The organism is Alistipes intestinihominis (genome assembly GCF_040095975.1).
Taxonomy (GTDB): Bacteria; Bacteroidota; Bacteroidia; order Bacteroidales; family Rikenellaceae; genus Alistipes; species Alistipes senegalensis.
In genome coordinates this window covers 66,526-83,987 of record NZ_JBBMFL010000009.1, presented here as the reverse complement: position 1 = coordinate 83,987, position 17,462 = coordinate 66,526, and the positions used below count along the sequence as shown (strand labels likewise).

The 17,462-nt window shown below is 61.7% G+C and carries 12 protein-coding genes; 4 read left to right on the top strand and 8 right to left on the bottom strand.

Annotated features, from left to right (window positions below):
* Positions 1 to 356 precede the first annotated feature (356 nt).
* The 3 genes from WMO46_RS09160 to aspS all read right to left on the bottom strand — a co-directional run bounded on the left by WMO46_RS09160 (position 357) and on the right by aspS (position 4,053).
* The gene (locus WMO46_RS09160) at positions 357 to 851 is read right to left on the bottom strand and encodes a metallophosphoesterase family protein (RefSeq protein WP_019151178.1); all 495 of its coding nucleotides are present in this window, start codon (positions 849 to 851) and stop codon (positions 357 to 359) included.
* A gap of 1 nt (position 852) precedes the next feature.
* Positions 853 to 2,127: a replication-associated recombination protein A gene (locus tag WMO46_RS09155; protein WP_278964454.1), complete on the bottom strand. Its 1,275-nt coding sequence runs from the start codon at positions 2,125 to 2,127 to the stop codon at positions 853 to 855.
* 171 nt (positions 2,128 to 2,298) lie between these two features.
* A complete protein-coding gene (gene aspS / locus WMO46_RS09150; RefSeq protein ID WP_349094217.1) occupies positions 2,299 to 4,053 on the bottom strand; it encodes an aspartate--tRNA ligase in 1,755 nt (584 codons plus the stop codon).
* Positions 4,054 to 4,504: 451 nt separating this feature from the next.
* On the opposite strand from aspS, the gene WMO46_RS09145 reads away from it, so the two are divergent.
* On the top strand, positions 4,505 to 4,951 hold the full coding sequence (locus WMO46_RS09145; RefSeq protein WP_129651648.1) for a nucleoside deaminase: 447 nt from the start codon (positions 4,505 to 4,507) through the stop codon (positions 4,949 to 4,951).
* Between the two features lie 97 nt (positions 4,952 to 5,048).
* The gene (locus WMO46_RS09140; protein WP_278964259.1) at positions 5,049 to 6,008 is read left to right on the top strand and encodes a tetratricopeptide repeat protein; all 960 of its coding nucleotides are present in this window, start codon (positions 5,049 to 5,051) and stop codon (positions 6,006 to 6,008) included.
* 193 nt (positions 6,009 to 6,201) lie between these two features.
* On the opposite strand, the gene queG is transcribed toward WMO46_RS09140, so the two are convergent.
* Complete coding sequence (queG, locus tag WMO46_RS09135; protein ID WP_302588363.1) at positions 6,202 to 7,137, bottom strand: tRNA epoxyqueuosine(34) reductase QueG; 936 nt, start codon at positions 7,135 to 7,137, stop codon at positions 6,202 to 6,204.
* A 99-nt stretch (positions 7,138 to 7,236) separates the two neighbouring features.
* Here queG and WMO46_RS09130 point away from each other — a divergent pair, with 99 nt between their 5' ends.
* Complete coding sequence (locus WMO46_RS09130; RefSeq protein ID WP_278964044.1) at positions 7,237 to 8,904, top strand: AMP-binding protein; 1,668 nt, start codon at positions 7,237 to 7,239, stop codon at positions 8,902 to 8,904.
* Between the two features lie 593 nt (positions 8,905 to 9,497).
* Here WMO46_RS09130 and WMO46_RS09125 read toward each other — a convergent pair.
* From WMO46_RS09125 to WMO46_RS09110, 4 genes are all read right to left on the bottom strand, one after another.
* Positions 9,498 to 9,734: a helix-turn-helix domain-containing protein gene (locus tag WMO46_RS09125; RefSeq protein ID WP_019151170.1), complete on the bottom strand. Its 237-nt coding sequence runs from the start codon at positions 9,732 to 9,734 to the stop codon at positions 9,498 to 9,500.
* A 729-nt stretch (positions 9,735 to 10,463) separates the two neighbouring features.
* Complete coding sequence (asnA, locus tag WMO46_RS09120) at positions 10,464 to 11,498, bottom strand: aspartate--ammonia ligase (protein WP_278963442.1); 1,035 nt, start codon at positions 11,496 to 11,498, stop codon at positions 10,464 to 10,466.
* Between the two features lie 166 nt (positions 11,499 to 11,664).
* On the bottom strand, positions 11,665 to 14,892 hold the full coding sequence (locus WMO46_RS09115) for a glycosyltransferase family 117 protein (RefSeq protein ID WP_302588350.1): 3,228 nt from the start codon (positions 14,890 to 14,892) through the stop codon (positions 11,665 to 11,667).
* 91 nt (positions 14,893 to 14,983) lie between these two features.
* Entirely contained in the window at positions 14,984 to 16,588 is a 1,605-nt protein-coding gene (locus WMO46_RS09110; protein ID WP_349094216.1) for a DEAD/DEAH box helicase, read from the bottom strand.
* 181 nt (positions 16,589 to 16,769) lie between these two features.
* Between WMO46_RS09110 and WMO46_RS09105 the strand changes: the two genes are divergently transcribed.
* The gene (locus WMO46_RS09105) at positions 16,770 to 17,444 is read left to right on the top strand and encodes a M15 family metallopeptidase (protein ID WP_278817847.1); all 675 of its coding nucleotides are present in this window, start codon (positions 16,770 to 16,772) and stop codon (positions 17,442 to 17,444) included.
* Positions 17,445 to 17,462 lie beyond the last annotated feature (18 nt).

Sequence of the window (17,462 nt, the reverse complement as noted above, 5' to 3'; positions counted from 1 at the left end):
GAGGCGTATATGATTATTGTAAGATCGTTTTTGTTTAGCAGGTGAACCGTGCCTGTTGATTATTAATCGGTTCCGTGTGCCGGGTCCGTTTCGGTCCGATCCTGAGGCTTGGGACTACGGGCTGTTTATCAGTCGGTTGCGGGCGGTATTGGTTTTCCGATGGGCGGAATCGTGCAGTCGGGTCCGTTTTGTGGGGTGCCCCGGCGGAATGCACCGTTTATTTCTCTGACTACCAGCAAAGTCTGTCCGAGATACGTTCCCGGCTTTTTTTGATATATAAATTGCATTCAGGTAGGAAGGTGGCTGAAAAAGCCGGGGTGAGTTAGCTCTTTTGGCTCGGGGTAAGTCCGATTTTTCTATTTTCGCGGCCATTCGCCGACCTCCATGTCGCGCATGTCCGTACCGTCGATCACCAGCCTTACGGCGGTGCGGACCTTGTGGAATCCGAACTCCCCGGCGGCTCCGGGATTGACCGCCAGCAGGTCGTAGACGGGGTCGTAAGCCACCTTGAGTATATGGGAGTGTCCGGCGATGAAGAGCTTCGGGCGCACGGACTGGATCTTGGCGACGGCGCGCGGGTCGTAGCGGCGCGGATAGCCCCCGATGTGGGTCATCAGCACCCGGACACCCTCGCATTCGAACGAGAGGAACTGGGGATAGACGCGGCGGGTCAGTCCGCCGTCGATGTTGCCGCTGACGGCCCGGAGCGGTTTGAAGGCGGCGATCCGGTCGGCCAGTTCGATCGACCCGATGTCGCCCGCGTGCCAGAGTTCATCGACGTCCCGGAAGAAATTCATCAGGGTTTCGTCGAACGTGCCGTGGGTGTCGGACAGGATACCGATGCGCTTCATCTTATTTGTATTTGTCTTTCCAGAGTTGCGCCATCCGTTCGGCGATCTTCGCTTCGGTGGCGTTCTGCGTGTCGGGTTCGTAGAATTTCGTGCCCGAGAGCGATTCCGGCAGGAACTCCATCTCGGCGAAGTGCCCGGCGTAGTCGTGGGCGTATTTGTACCCTTTGCCGTAACCCGCCCGGTCCATCAGTTTGGTCGGGGCGTTGCGCAGGTGCAGCGGCACCGGGCGGTTCGTCGTGTCGTGTTCGACGAGCCCCATCGCCTTGTTGATGGCCATGTAGGCCGAATTGCTCTTGGGGCTCGTGGCCAGATAGATCGTCGTCTCGGCCAGCGTGATGCGCGCTTCGGGCATGCCGATCTTGTGCACCGTGTCGAAGCAGGCGTTGGCCAGCAGCAGGGCGTTGGGATTCGCCAGCCCGATGTCCTCCGAGGCCAGGATCACCAGCCTCCGGGCCAGGAACCGCGGCTCCTCGCCCCCGGCCAGCATCCGCGCGAGGTAGTAGATCGCGGCGTTGGGGTCGCTGCCCCGGACCGACTTGATGAAGGCCGAGATAACGTCGTAATGTTGTTCGCCGTTCTTGTCGTAGAGGGCGATATTCTGTTGGAGACAGTCGGTGACGTATTGGTCGGAGATCGTCACCTTGCCGTCCGTGGCTCCGACGACGATGTCGAGGATGTTCAGGAGCTTGCGCGCGTCGCCGCCCGAGAATTTGAACAGCGCGCCGGTCTCCGTGACCTCGATGTCGCGTTCCTTCAGTTCGGTGTCGGTCGTCAGGGCTCGGTCGAGCAGCACTTGCAGGTCCTTGTCTTCGAGCGACTTGAGGATGTAGACCTGACAGCGGCTCAGCAGCGGGGAGATCACCTCGAACGAGGGGTTCTCCGTCGTGGCGCCGATCAGCGTGACGACGCCCTGCTCGACGGCTCCTAACAGCGAATCCTGCTGCGACTTGTTGAAGCGGTGGATCTCGTCGATGAAGAGGAACGGCGGGCGCTGGTCGAAGAACCGCTGCTTGCGCGCCGATTCGATCACCTCGCGCACGTCCTTCACGCCCGACGTGACGGCCGAGAGGGTGAAGAACGGGCGTTCCAACTGCGTGGCGACGATCTTGGCCAGGGTGGTTTTGCCTACGCCCGGAGGCCCCCAAAGGATGAACGACGGGACATTTCCCGTCTCGAAGAATTTTCGGAACACCCCGTTTTTACCCACGAGATGTTCCTGCCCGATATATTCGTCTATCGTGCGGGGGCGCAGTCGTTCGGCTAAGGGTGCTGACATGGCGGCGGTTTTAGTTTTGTCTGTCATTGCGGGGAGCCGCAGGCGACGGGCGATCTGCCGAAACCCCGCAATGACGCTTTTCGTCGGACAAAGATAGTGCTTTTTTTATGATTTCACCCCTGCCGCAACCTGCGGCAGGGGTGAATTGATTTCCGTCGGGATGATTTTGCTTTACTCCTCCGGCTTCCGCAGCTCCAGATACAGTTCGTCGAGCTGCGACTGGTCGATGTAGCCCGGGGCGTCGAGCATCATGTCGCGGCCGGCGTTGTTCTTCGGGAAAGCGATGTAGTCGCGGATCGACTCCGAACCGCCGAACAGCGAACACAGACGGTCGAATCCGAACGCCAGTCCGCCGTGAGGGGGCGCGCCGTATTTGAAGGCGTTCATCAGGAAGCCGAAGCGCTTCTGCGCCTCCTCGGGCGTGAAGCCCAGCAGTTCGAACATCTTCTCCTGCAATTTCGAGTCGTGGATACGGATCGAGCCGCCGCCGATCTCCGTGCCGTTGCAGACGAAGTCGTAGGCGTTGGCGCGCACGCGGCCCGGGTCGCTGTCGAGGTATTGCACATCCTCGAGCTTGGGCGAGGTGAAGGGGTGGTGCACGGCGTAGTAACGCTGCGTCTCGTCGTCCCACTCGAACAGCGGGAAGTCCACCACCCACAGCGGGGCGAACTTCTGCGGGTCGCGCAGCCCCAGCTGCTGGGCCACTTCGAGGCGCAGGGCGCACAGCTGCGTCAGCGTCTTGAACTTCTTGCCGCAGAGGATGAAGACCATATCCCCGGCCACAGCGCCGCAGCGCTCGGCCATGGCGCGCACCTCCTCGGGGGAGTAGAACTTGTCGATCGACGACTTCACGCCGTCCTCCGCGACGCGAATCCAGACGAGGCCCTTGGCGCCGATCTGCTGCCGCTTGACGAACTCCGTCAGCGAGTCGATCTGCTTGCGGGTGTACGCGGCGCAGCCCGTGGCGGCGAATCCGGTGATGTACTCGGCGTCGTCGAATACGCTGAAACCGTGCCCTTTGGCAAGGTCGGTAATGTCCGCGAACTCCATGCCGAAGCGCAGGTCGGGTTTGTCCGAGCCGTATTTCTCCATCGCCTCGATCCACGGCATGCGGCGCAGCGGCTCGGTCAGCTCGATGCCCATCACGTGCTTGAACATGTGCTTGGCCCAGCGTTCGAAGATTTCGAGCACGTCCTCCTGCTCGACGAACGACATCTCGCAGTCGATCTGCGTGAACTCGGGCTGACGGTCGGCGCGCAGGTCCTCGTCGCGGAAGCAGCGCACGATCTGGAAATATTTGTCGTAGCCGGCGACCATCAGCAGCTGTTTGAGGGTCTGCGGCGACTGCGGCAGGGCGTAGAACTGGTTGGGCGACATGCGGCTGGGCACCACGAAGTCGCGGGCGCCCTCCGGAGTGGAACCCACCAGACAGGGGGTCTCGATTTCGAGAAATCCCTCGGAGTCGAGGAAGCGGCGAATCTCCTGGGCCATCTTGTGGCGCAGGATCATGTTGCGTTGCAGGGGCGGACGCCGCAGGTCGAGGTAGCGGTATTTCATGCGCAGGTCGTCGCCGCCGTCCGACACCTCCTCGATGGTGAAGGGGGGCACCTCGGCTTCGTGTAGCACGACCACCTTCTGGGCGGCCACCTCGATGTCCCCGGTGGCCATCTTCGGGTTCTTCGACTCGCGTTCGATGACTTTGCCGACGACCTGGATGACCCATTCGCGGCCCACCGAGCAGGCCACGGCGCGGGCTTCGGCCGGGGAGTGTTCCTCGACGACGATCTGGGTGATACCGTAACGGTCCCTGAGGTCGATGAAGGTCATGGCCCCGAGGTTTCTGATTTTCTGCACCCACCCGGCCAGGGTGACGGTTTCGTTGACGTTGCAGGCCCTGAGGCAGCCGCAGGTATGGGTTCTGTACATGGCGGAAATGGAAATATGTTCGTTCGTTTTGTTGTTGCAACCCGCAAAGTTAGCAAAAAGGTTCCGGATTCGGAAAGGAAAAGGCCAAAAAAACGATGGCGGGACGTGCCGTATGCACGCCCCGCCGCGGGCTAATGTGCGCTTATTGCTTGAAGGCTTCCCAGAGCTCGGTCCGAGGGGCCCGCGTAAAACGAAAAACGCGGACGAAATTCGTATGATCGCGCCCGAGGTTCTGGAATACCCGCAAGAAGAATCATAGATAACGCCCGCGTTGAAACAACACGAGCATTAACTCTATAACTTCTTCTTGCTGAAATTTTCCAGATTTCGGGCTGCAAATGAAAAAGCTAATGCCTTATAAATATAAAATTTATCGTATGTCAAGAACGTCGCAGCCGGAACTGCTTGGGACAAATATAGCGAAAATTTTTACCTTTGCAAAAAAAATGCGATGAATCAGCTGCAAACCGACGAAAAATTCATGCGCCTGGCACTAAACGAGGCGCAAAAGGCGTTAAAAGAACAGGAGGTGCCCATCGGAGCCGTCGTCGTGGCGGGGGACGCCGTCATCGGACGGGGCCACAACCTCGTGGAGACGCTCGCCGACCCCACGGCCCACGCCGAAATGCAGGCCCTGACGGCCGCGGCCGCGACGCTCGGAGGCAAATACTTGCAGGAGTGCACGTTGTATGTGACGGTCGAGCCGTGCATCATGTGCGCCGGAGCCGCCGGGTGGGCGCAGGTGAGCCGCGTGGTGTGGGGCGCCGACGACCCGAAGAAGGGCTACCGCCGCTACTCCGAAAGCGTGTTCCATCCTAAGACCACCGTGACGCGGGGCGTGCTCCGCGAAGAGTGCGAAGCGCTGATGAACGATTTTTTCGCGGGTTTGCGCGGATAGATTTGGTAAAAAAGGAATTTTTTTTATACTTTTGCAACCGACGCATCTCCGGGCGGGGTGCACGGACTGAAAAACTTAAAAATCGAATAGTAAGACAATGAAAAAGTTATTCGTATCGGTAGTCGCGCTGCTGGCGGCGGTATCGCTCTCGGCGCAGGATCTCACGGCAATTTACAACGAGGCGGCGGCCGCTTACGGCGCCAAGGATTTCGCCGGCGCCGCCGCGAAGTTCGAGCAGGTGATCGACCAGGGGATGGACAACGAAGATGCCGCTTCGCTGGTGGCAACCGCCAAGAAGACGCTCCCCAACTGCTATTTCATGCTGGGCGGCGGGGCGCTGAAAGGCAAGAACTACGACGAGGCGCTGAAGAATTTCACCAAGTCCGCCGAGCTGGCCGAGCTCTACGGTGACATGAACCAGATGGCCAAGGCCAACGGCTGGGTCGCCAAGATGTATCAGATTCAGGGCGGCGACGCTTTCAACAACAAGGATTACGCGACGGCCGCCGGCATCTTCGAGAAGGGCTACAAGGCCGACCCCGACAATACGGACATGGCGCTGAACCTGGCGATGAGCTACTGCGAGATGTTCATGAACACGGGCGATATGGCTCTGTACGAGCGGGGTATGGAGATCTACGAGGCCGTTGCGGCCAAGACGCACCCCAAATATGCCGAGGCTGCCGCCAAGGCCAAGGAGATGATCACGCTCTACACCAATAACATGGTGGCCAAGTTGCAGGAGGCCAACAACTTCGACGGCATCATCGCCGCAGCCGACGCCATGCTGGCCAAGAATCCGGCGAGCGCGCTGGCCGAGAAGGTCCGTTTGCAGGCTTATGCCAACAAGAAGGATTACGCCAAGGTGATCGAGCTGGCCCAGACCGCCGCCGACGCTCAGACCGATCCCGAGGACAAGAGCCTGATGTACTACCTGCTGGGCGCAGCCTACAACGCCAAGGAGATGAAGCCGCAGGCCATCGCCGCTTTCCAGAAGGTGACCGCAGGTCCCGCTGCCGAGAGCGCCAAGGCCGCGCTGGCCGAGTTGTCGAAGTAGTTCGCGGACGAACGACTGTCATACGGCGGGTTCCGGATTTCCGGGACCCGCTTTTTTCGTGCCCGGCGGGGGCGGGGCGTTGGGTGTTGGGCTGGGTTTGCCGTGTCGGAGGGGGCTGGGTCGGGTTCTGCTGGGCTGGTGTTGGGGGCGGGTCGCATTTGCCGTATCGGAGGCGAGGGGCGGGGAGGCCGGTTCAGCGTTCCGAGGGCTCTTCGGGGGCGATGTTCCGGCGGACGTTTTCCCGGATGCGGGCCAGTCCGCTGCGGGTCAGCGGCGTGCGGCCGCAGAGGGCCTCGAACGCCGTTTCGTCCATCCCCAGCCATGCCGCGGCGTCCATCGCCAGCGGGTCGAACACGGGGTCGAACGCCGCGTTGCGGTGCCGCGGCGCGCGCAGGTTCCAGGGGCAGCAGCTCTGGCAGCAGTCGCAGCCGAAGATCCAGCCGTCGAGGCCGGCGTCGCTCTCCGGGACCTTCTCGATGGTGCGGCACGAGATGCAGCGCGCGGTGTCGATGGTCCGGTCCGGGGCGATGGCCCCCGTGGGGCAGGCTTCGACGCACCGGCGGCACGTGCCGCAGCGCTCCTCTCCGAACGGCGTGTCGTAGGCGTCGGCCTCGTCGGTGAGGATCAGCTCGCCCAGCAGGACGCAGGTGCCGAACTGCGGCGTCACGAGCAGCGACTGGCGTCCGATCCAGCCCAGTCCGGCCTCCGCGGCCAGCTGCTTTTCGGCCAGCGGCGCCGTGTCGGTGAACGCCCGGCCCCCGAGCCCGGGATACGCCGCGCGCAGGGCCTCGAACAGCTGTGCGAGCATGGCCCGGATGGTCGTATGATAGTCCGCCGTGCAGGCGTAGGAGGCGATTTTGGTGCGGTGTCCGGCCGGATAGCCCTCCGAGGCGGCGTTCTTGTAGGAGACGGCGCAGACGACGGCCGTGCGGGCCCCCTCGACCAGCAGCCGGGGGTCGAAACGCTTCTCGGCGTTGCGCTCCATGTAGCCCAGCGACGACTGCCCGCCGCGCGCCAGCCATGCCCGGAACCGCGCTTCGCCCTCGGACAGGTGGCGGCACGGCGCGACGCCGCAGAGGTCGAAGCCCGCATCGGCGGCAAGTTTTTTGATGTTCAGAAGGTCGAGCATGCTGTTATTTTGTCTCAAAAGTAGTGTTTTTTCGCCGGAATTTAGTAATTTCGCCCCGGACTTTTGCGTTATCTCAACGCACATAAACGAGAACGTACCATGACAATCAATACATTGTACGAACTGGCCCGCAACAGCGTGGAGAAGTTCGCGTCGAAAATCGCCTTTTCGATGTTCGAGGGCGAAGACGTGACTTACGCCGAGGCGGGCCGTCGTATTGCCAAAGTGCAGGAAATCCTGGCCGGAGCGGGGCTTCGCGCCGGGGACAAGGTGGCCCTGCTGAGCAGCAACATGCCCAACTGGGGCGTCTGCTACTTCGCCGTGACCTCGGCCGGCATGATCGCCGTGCCGATCCTGCCCGACTTCTCGGGCGAGGAGCTCGACATGATCATCGAACACTCCGAGGCCAAGGCGCTGCTGGTTTCCGACAAACTCTTCACCAAGCTTTCCCGCGACACCATCGAACGGCTCAACGTCGTGGTCCGCACCAAGAATCTCGGCGTCATCGCCCAGCGCGTCCGCGAGGAGGGTTCGACCGGCATCCCCAGACCCGACGACCTCGCCGTGATCATCTACACCTCGGGCACGACCTCGAAGCCCAAGGGCGTGATGCTGACCCATGCGGCGCTGTGCGCGCAGGGTGCCATCTCGGAGGCGATTTTCCCGGTCGGCGGCGACGATACGTTCCTCTCGGTGCTGCCCCTGTCGCACACCTACGAATGTTCGATCGGCATGATCTATCCCTTCTCGATGGGCGCCCGGATCGTCTATCTCGACCGTCCGCCCACGGCGTCGGCGCTGATGCCCGCCCTGCGGGCCATCCGTCCCTCGGTGATGCTGATCGTGCCGCTGGTCATCGAGAAGATCTACCGCCATCAGGTGCTCGCCAAATTCAACTCCACGCGCTTCTGGCGCATGCTCTACCGGATCGGCTTCATGCGCCGCTATCTCAACCGCATGGCCGGCAAGAAGCTCCTGAAGCTCTTCGGAGGCCGCCTGCGCTTCCTCGGCATCGGCGGAGCGAAGCTCGACGGCGGGGCCGAACGGTTTCTGCTCGAAGCGAAAGTGCCCTATGCCATCGGTTACGGGCTGACCGAGACCGCGCCGCTGCTGGCCGGAGCCGCTCCCTCGCAAGTGCGTCTCGGATCGACGGGCCCCCAGGCTCCGGGGGTCGAACTGCGTTTGGAGAATGTCAATCCCGAAACCCGGCAGGGCGAGATCGTGGCCCGCACGCCGAGCGCGATGGTGGGGTATTTCAAGAATCCCGAGGCCACGAAGGAGGCTTTCACGGCCGACGGCTGGTTCCGCACAGGCGATCTCGGGGAGTTCGACAAGGACGGATGGCTCTACATCAAAGGCCGTCTGAAGAATATGATCGTGGGGCCCGGGGGCGAGAACATCTATCCCGAGGACATCGAAACGGTGCTGAATTCGCACGTCTGCATCGCCGATTCGATCGTCACGGAGCAGGAGGGGCGTCTCATAGCCCTCGTGCACTTCAACCGGGAGGAGATCGAGTCGATGATCGACGACTGGCGCGAGGAGTGGGAGAGCAAGAAGGAGGCTTGGGAGGCCAAGACCGAGCAGTTGAAGAAGGAGATCATGGATTTCGTGAACGCCAAGGTCAACCGTTTTTCGCGCATCTCGGAGGTGGTCGAGGAGAAGGAGGATTTCATCAAGACCCCCACGCAGAAGATCAAGCGATTCCTCTACAACAAGAGTAAGAAAGAGGGCAAGACGCCCGATCAGCCGGCCACCGGGAAATAACTCCGCCCGCCCAAGAGCCGCCGCTTAAGACCCGCTTAAGAAGCGGGATTTAGGGGAGGGGGTGTTTCGGAGCGCTTTCCGTCCGGTACTGCGCCTCTCCCGTCATTGCTCGGTCCGCCTAAGAGGCGGGTTTTAGGGCGCGACGGAATGTCAGGACGCTTTCCACCCTTATCTGCGCCTTTTTCGTCATTGCGAGGAGCGTAGCGACGCGGCAATCTGATTGGAAAGTCGTAACCTTACAACTGCATTTATCGGATTCTCACGCTCACCTCCGTTCGCTCGGAATGACCCACCTAAGAGGTGGGGTTCAAGGGCAATGGTTGCTTCGGAACGCTTTTCCGTCCGGTTCCGCGCCTCTTCAGTCAGATGCAGCGGCGGCCTGAACCTCTATTGTCATTGCGAGGCATCGCAGATGCCGTGGCAATCCGATCGGAAAGCCGTAACCTTACAACGCATTCTTCGGATTCCCGCGCTCACTTCCGTTCGCTCGGAATGCGTTTCAGCGGTATTTTTTGCGGCCAAAAAGTACATAAAGCCTTCGCATTGAAGATGCGATAAATCAACCCCTGCTTCGAAAGAAGCAGGGGTTGATTTTATTGGTCGAGTTCGTTGAAAAACTCTTTCAGCGAGGTGCCGTAGAATTTGCAGAGAATATCCAACGTAATCAGGGATACGGTTGTCGTGCTGGATTCGCTGCGTTGTATGTTTACTCCGGTGTTTTCCTTTACATATTCCTGCGAGAACCCTTTGGCAACGCGGAGTTGTTTCAATTTCCACGCAACGGCTGAGGTCAATGAGTTGTTCACTCTTTTCGGGCTTCTCGGCTTCATGGTGCAAAGATGACTTTGAAATAAAATTTTATTACACCCTATATAGTGTGTAATGGGAAATTTTATTTATCTTTGTCGTATGAAACAGCAGATACCGGGCCGGAATGGCATGCGGCGGAGCAAAGGTGTGAGTTGCGTCACTGATTATTGAATTCTTCAGAGTTTTCCTTTGCCCGCCGCTTTTTTTTCGGCTGCACAAATAAACCCCGCACCGGAAAGTGCGGGGTTTTCAATATGGACGAGGTATAAGATGTTTCAGCAGCCCTTAAATTCGCCTCTGAATGCGGTGCAAGGTCACGATTTTCCGATCGGATTGCCACGGCATCTGCGATGCCTCGCAATGACGGAAAAGGCGCAGATGAGGGTGGAAAGCGTCCTGACATTCCGTCGCGCCCTAACATCCGGCTTTTAGCCGGGCCGAGCAATGACGGGAGAGGCGCGGAACCGGACGGAAAGCGTTCTGAAGCAACCATTGCCCCTTGAACCCCACTTCTTAGGTGGGTCATTCCGAGCGAACGGAGGTGAGCGTGGGAACCCGATAAATGCAGTTGTAAGGTTACGGCTTTCCGATCGGATTGCCGCGTCGCTGCGCTCCTCGCAATGACAATAGAGGTTCAGGCCGCCGCTGCATCTGACTGAAGAGGCGCGGAACCGGACGGAAAGCGCCCCGAAGCACCCCCCCCCTCCTAAAACCCGCCTCTTAGGCGGGCGGGTTTTAGAAGGGCGGGCTTATTTCAGGTAGATGCCGTGGGCGGCGCACTCGGCGGTCATCTGCTCGGGCCAGATGCTGACCTGCACCTCGCCGATATGGGCGCACCGCAGGTAGAACATGCACAGCCGCGATTGTCCGATACCGCCGCCGATCGAGAGCGGCAGACGCCCTTCGAGCAGCATCCGGTGGAACTCCATCTCGCGCCGCTCGGGACATCCGCAGATCGACAGCTGCCGTTCGAGCGCCTCGCGGTCCACGCGGATACCCATGCTCGACAGCTCGAAGGCGTTTTCGAGAACCGGGTTCCAGACGATGATGTCGCCGTTGAGCCCCTTGAATCCCCCTTCGGTCGGAGTGCTCCAGTCGTCGTAGTCCGGGGCGCGTCCGTCGTGACGCTGGCCGTTCGACAGTTCGCCGCCGATGCCGATGAGGAACAGCGCGCCGTATTTCCGTGCGGCGGCCTGCTCGCGCTCCTTGGGCGTGAGCGAGGGAAACTCCCGCAGCAGCTCTTCGGATTGGATGAACGTGATCCGTTCGGGCAGGATGGGCGTGATGTGCGGGTAGAGTTCGTAGACCTCCTCTTCGACGGCTTTCATCGCCTCGTAGATCGTTTCGACGATCCCTTTCAGGAAGCTGAGGTTGCGCTCCTCGGGGCGCATCGTGCGCTCCCAGTCCCATTGATCGACGTAGAGCGAGTGGATGTTGTCCAGCTCTTCGTCGGCGCGGATGGCGTTCATGTCGGTGTAGAGTCCGTATCCCGGGGCGATCTTGTAGGCTCCGAGCTTCATGCGTTTCCACTTGGCCAGCGAGTGCACCACTTCGGCACGGCGTTCGCCCAGGTCGCGGATCGGGAACGACACGGGGCGTTCCACGCCGTTGAGGTCGTCGTTGATGCCCGTGCCCGAAAGCACGAACAGCGGGGCCGTGACGCGGCGCAGGCGCAGGCTGCGGGCCAGCATGTCGGGAAAAATCTCTTTGAGGTAGGTGATGGCCTGCTCCATCGTTTCGGGAGCGAGTTTGGCCGTGTACTCTTTCGGAATGAACAGCGGCATAAGTTCGGGGTTTTGGGGGTTTGTACCCGGCAAATATACGAAAAAGTGCACGCAATCGCTCCTGCGGCGCACAAAAAAACGCACGGATTGCTCCGTGCGTTCTGCATAGGCTGCGGGTTTTCAATGGGATTGAAGCGGGCAATCCGGTTAATGCGGACCGTCGCTCCTAAATCCCGCTTCTTAAGCGGGCCGAATCGGGCTGCTGGGGCTTGTCGCCCGCGTCGATCAGGTTCTCTTCCGAGACTCCCAGCGAACGGTAGTAGGTGTTCAGTTCGGCGAGCACCTCCCTGCGGCCCGCGTAGCTGGCCAGGTAGTAAACGTCGCCCAGCTGGTCGAGCTTCTCGTCGATGATGCCCGAAACCATGTCGCCCTGTGCACCCTCGAAACGGAGGTAGTGCTCGATGTATTCGATCAGCGTCTGGGCATACTCCCGCAGCAGCGCGTCGCCCTTCTCGGCGGCCTCCGCGTCGCCCATCGCCGCAGCGGCGTAGTAGGCTTCGAGGAAGGGGTAGGTGTTGGTGTCGGTGAAGCGCACCTGCGAAGTCGGCATCCGTTCCAGCCCCAGGTCGAGCAGCTCGACGGCCTCTGCGACGCGCTCCTGCCGCAGCAGTTCCTTGGCCACGCGGGCGAAGGCGTCGCGGGCGTGCGAGGCCGAGAGGTTGTACTGGATGAAATAGTCGGCGTAGACCCTCGGGTCGGAGAGGTTGCCGTAGCGGAAGGTCTCTTTCAGCAGCGGAGCCGCATAGTCGGGGTCGATGCGCCCGATCTCGAAGGGGTTCTGCGCCGGGGTAAGGATCGGCACGAAACGGTAGGCATAGCCGTCGAACTGGAGGTAGTCCATCAGCCCGAAGTCTTGCAGGATGTAGACCTGCGTGAGGTAGATCGGGCGTTTCCAGTCGAAATTGGCCAGCATGTCGAGGATCATCAGCTGGTTCTTGTCCAGCGAGTTCTTTTTGATGTTGATGTACACCGTGTCAACCATCTTGTCGCGGTCCTTTTCGGCCACGATGCCCGAAGCGACGGCGTTCTCCTTGTTCACCGGCAGCGCGATGCGCTTGGTGGGTATGTAGTCGGTCATCGAACCGTCGGAGAGCTTGATCTGGCTGCGCGGGTCGTCGCTGCGCACGAAGTCCATCACCTCGCGGATGTCCACCGCGCGGTCAATGCTGTTCGTGACGTAGATCATGTCGTTGTTGTAGGTGTACTTGCGTTTGGGCAGCGAGAACGGAACCCCTGCGGCCTCGTTGGCTTTGGTCTTCATCTCGTCGATGTACCATTCGCCCCCGAGGTAGGAGGTGTTCATGATCCGCACGTCGGGGCGCACGCCGTAGACCTCCTGGTTGTTCCACAGCGGGAAGGTGTCGTTGTCGCCGTAGTTGAGGATGATCGAGTTGGGAAGCGTTGACATCAGGTAGTTCCAGCCGATGTCGCGGGCCATCGTGCGGTGCGAGCGGTCGTGGTCGTCCCAGTTCTGGGCCGCGAGGATCGCCGGAACGCCCATGCAGAGGACGGTTGCGGCGGCAGCAGCCGTGACGTTGCTGCGTTTGGTGATCCACGCGATCAGGTCGCGGATGGCCAGCACGCCGAACCCGATCCAGATCGAGAAGGCATAGAACGAGCCTGCATAGACGTAGTCGCGTTCGCGCGGCTCGCCGGGCGAGGTGTTGAAATAGAAGACCAGCGCGATACCCATCATCACGAACAACCACATCACGATCGAGAAGTTCCGCTGGTCGCGGTTCAGCTGGTACAGCAGTCCGATCAGCCCCAGCAGGAAGGGCAGGAAATAGTAGGTGTTGCGGCCCTTGTTTTCGGCGATTTCGCGCGGCAGGTTGTCCTGCGGGCCGAGGTACATCTCGTCGATCCAGCGGATGCCCGAGAGCCAGTTGCCGTCGGTGATCGTCGTGCGCGAAGGCTGTATGTCGCTCTGGCGCCCCACGAAATTCCACAGGAAATAGCGCCAGTACATGTACGAGAGCTGGTAGTTGAAGAAGAAGTTGAGGTTTTCGCCGAACGTCGGTTCCGTGACCGTGCGGGTTTCGCCGTAGGAGTCGGTGTAGACCTTCCTGCGGCCGAAATCGAGCACCTCGCCGCGCACGGGGCGTCCCTGCGCGTCGCGGCGGACTTCGCCGTTCTCGTCGCGCAGCGCCTCGGTCTTGGTGCGGTAGGCGGCCCACTGCTTGTACTCCTTTTCGCCTTTCGAGTAGTTCCACATGCGCGGGAAGAGGGTCATGAACTCCGGCGAGTGGGTGTAGCCCGTCAGCACCGTGGCGGTCTTGTACTTGCCGTCCTCGTCCAGATACCACACCTTCTTCTCCTTCACGCCCTCGGGGGGAGCCGAATACTGCGCGCCGTACAGCAGCGGGCGGTCGCCGTACTGGTCGCGGTTCAGGAGCGACAGCAGGGCGTGCGGGTTGTTGGGGTTGTTGGAGTTCATCGGCGGGTTGGCCGCGGCGCGGATCGTCACCGAGGCGTAGGACGAGTAGCCGACGAGGATCATCGTCGTCGAGAGCAGGATGATGTTCAGCAGCACGCGGCCCCGCTTGTGGGCGGTCCATGCGGCCCATCCCAGGCCGACGATCAGCGCCAGCGCGAAGAGCGTGATGCCCGAGTTGACCGGCAGGCCGAACGTGTTGACGAACTGCGTGTCGATCTGCGCCCCGAACCAGACGGTGTAGGGGATGATGAAGTTGTTGACGAAGACGATCAGCGCGCCGGAGATCACGGTTGACCACGCGATGCCTTTCCACGTCACCCGTTCGGTCTTGCGGAAGTAGTAGATGAAGACCAGCGCCGGGATACACAGCAGGTTGAGGATGTGCACGCCGATCGAGAGGCCCATCAGGTAGGCGATCAGCACGATCCAGCGCGAGGCGTGGGGTTCGTCGGCCTGCTCCTCCCATTTGAGCATCAGCCAGACGACCAGCGCCGTGAACATCGACGACAGGGCGTAGACCTCGCCCTCGATGGCCGAGAACCAGAAGGTGTCGGTGAAGGTGTAGGCCAGGGCCCCGACGGCTCCGGCGCCCAGCACGGCGACGGTGTCGGCCACGGAGAGTTCGCCGCCGTTGCGGGTCAGCAGACGCCGCGCCAGGTGGGTGACGGTCCAGAACAGGAACAAGATGCAGAAAGCGCTGGCCAGCGAGTTCATGGCGTTGACGGCGATGCCCACGTAGTCGGGGTTGCCGAAGGCGAAGAGCGTGGCCAGGCGCGCCAGCATCATGAACAGCGGGGCTCCGGGAGGATGCCCCACTTCGAGCTTGTAGGAGGTGGCGATGAACTCCGAGCAGTCCCAGAGGCTCGACACGGGTTCCATGGTCATCAGGTAGACGATCGCCGCGACGGCGAATACCGCCCAGCCGGTGATATTGTTCCAGCGTTTGAAAAACTGCATATCCGAGAAAACTTTTTTCGTAACTACTTATCTCGCAAAAGTAACGATTTAACGGCTTATTTCCAATCCTTATTACGCGAAAACCCGATTTTTACCACATTTTCCACCAGCTCTTCCGCGGGGCGGGCTCTGCGGCGGGCTTCGCCGCCGGGGCCTGCGCCGGTTTCGCACCGCCTGCGGGGCGGCGTCTGCGGCGGCGGGACGACGACGGTTTCGGAGCGTCCTCCGGGGCGTTCGCAGCGGGTTTCGCGGCGGATTTGTTTGCGGCGGGTTGTTGGGCGTTCCGGTCGCCTTTCGGGGCGTTGCCGTTCTGCTTCCGTTCCGGCTTGCGGGGAGTGTCGGCGGCGGGTTTGGCCGACGGCTGGATCGGGGTTCCCGGTGCGGGGCGCGTGCCCCGGCGGCGGCGCGAACGCGACGGCCGGGCGGTCTTTTCCGCGGCCTCCTGCGGCGGTTTCTGCTCCGGGGTGCGGGCAGGTGCAGGCTCCGCGTTCCGGGCGGGTTTCTGCGCCGGTTTCGGGGCGGCTTTCCGGGCCTGTTTCTGCGCCGGGGCGGCGTTCTGCCGTGCGGCGAACTCCGGAACGGGGCCCTCGACGGGGATCGTCAGCCCGGTGAGCTTCTGGATGTCTTTCAGGTAGTCGAACTCGTCCTCCGAGCAGAACGACCATGCGGCGCCCTCGCACCCGGCGCGGCCCGTGCGGCCGATGCGGTGGACGTAGGTCTCGGCGACCTCCGGCAGGTCGTAGTTGATGACCAGCGGCAGCTGGTCGATGTCGATGCCGCGCGCTGCGATGTCGGTGGCGATCAGCACGCGGCAGGCTCCGCCCTTGAAGTCGTTCATCGCCTTCACGCGGGCGTTCTGCGACTTGTTGCCGTGAATGGCGCTCGACTGGATGCCGGTGCGGTTGAGGATCTTGGCCAGCTTGTCGGCGCCGTGCTTGGTGCGTGTGAAGACCAGCACCTGCTGTGCGTCGGAGCCCTCCAGCAGGTCGATCAACAGCCGGCTCTTTTCGGCCTTCTCGGCGAAATGGATCCGCTGCGAGATGGTCTCGACGACCGAGGCCGGCGGCGTGACGGTCACCAGCACGGGGTCGTGCAGGATTTTGGCGGCCAGCTGGGCGATGTCCGAGGGCATCGTGGCCGAGAAGAAGAGCGTCTGTCGCCGTGCGGGCAGCAGCGGCAGGATGCGGCGGATGTCGTGGATGAAGCCCATGTCCAGCATGCGGTCGGCCTCGTCGAGGACGAAGAAGCGGACCTTGTCCAGCGAGATATGGCCCTGCCCGACGAGGTCCAGCAGGCGGCCCGGGGTGGCGACCAGCAGGTCCACGCCCCGTTGCAGCGCATCGACCTGCGGACGCTGGTTGACGCCTCCGAAGATCACGCAGTGGCGGACGGCGAGGTAGCGGGCGTAGTCGCGGCAGCATTCGTCGATCTGGATGGCCAGCTCGCGCGTCGGCGTGACGACCAGGGCGCGGATTTCGCGGCGGCCTTTGGCGGCGGGCTCTGCGGCCAGGAGCTGGAGGATGGGCAGCGTGAAAGCTGCGGTCTTGCCCGTCCCGGTCTGTGCGCAGCCTTGCAGGTCGCGGCCTTCGAGTGCGGGAGGGATGGCTTGTTGCTGAATGGGGGTCGGATCGGTGTACCCCTTTTCCCCGATGGCGCGCAACAGCGGCTCGGAGAGTCCTAAGTCTTGAAATTTCATAATAATCGGTGGCAAAGGTACGATAATTTCCCGGTTCCTGCGCCGGAGCGGCGTATATTTCTTGCCTTTGGCGCCGTAACGGCGCTTTCGGAGATTCGAAAAGTCTCGCCGGGCCGTTCGCAATCTGGTTTTGGAACCGCCCCGGCTTTTTGCTACCTTTGTCACGTCAATACCGCAAAAAATGTTGAAACGAAACTTGCTCTTGGCGGCGTGTGCCGTCCTGCTCTGCGCGGGCGTCCGGGCGCAGGGCGCGACCGACCGGAAAATGCGCGACGTGGGGCTGATCGACGTGCTCGAAGTGGATTCCACCCTGCGCGTACGGCTGATGTACTCCACGGACGACAATTTCATGGGGCGCGACGTTTACGGCGACCTCGAACGGGCCTATCTGCTGCCGCACTTCGCCGCGAAGCTGGCGCACGCCCAGCGGCTGCTGCGCGAACGGCGTCCCGGGTGGCGGATGCTGGTCTGCGACGCGGCGCGTCCGGTCAGCGTCCAGCGGTATATGTACAGCTTGGTCGAGGGGACCCCGAATCAGGTCTATGTGGCCGACGGCTCCCGCGGAGGACGCCACAACTACGGAGTGGCGGTCGATGTGACGCTGCTCGACGCCGCGGGGCGCGAGGCCGACATGGGAACGCCGGTCGATTTCTTCGGCGAGGAGGCCCACACCGGGGGCGAGGCTGCGCTGGTCGCCGCGGGGAAGATCTCGGCCGTGGCGGCCCGCAACCGCGAACTGCTTCGGTCGGTCATGCGCGAGGCCGGGTTGGTTCCCTACCGCCGCGAATGGTGGCACTACGAGGAGCCGATGCCGATGCCCGAGGTGCGCAAACGCTTCCGGCTGCTCGATTTTTGAGTTGAAAGGCGGTTGTTT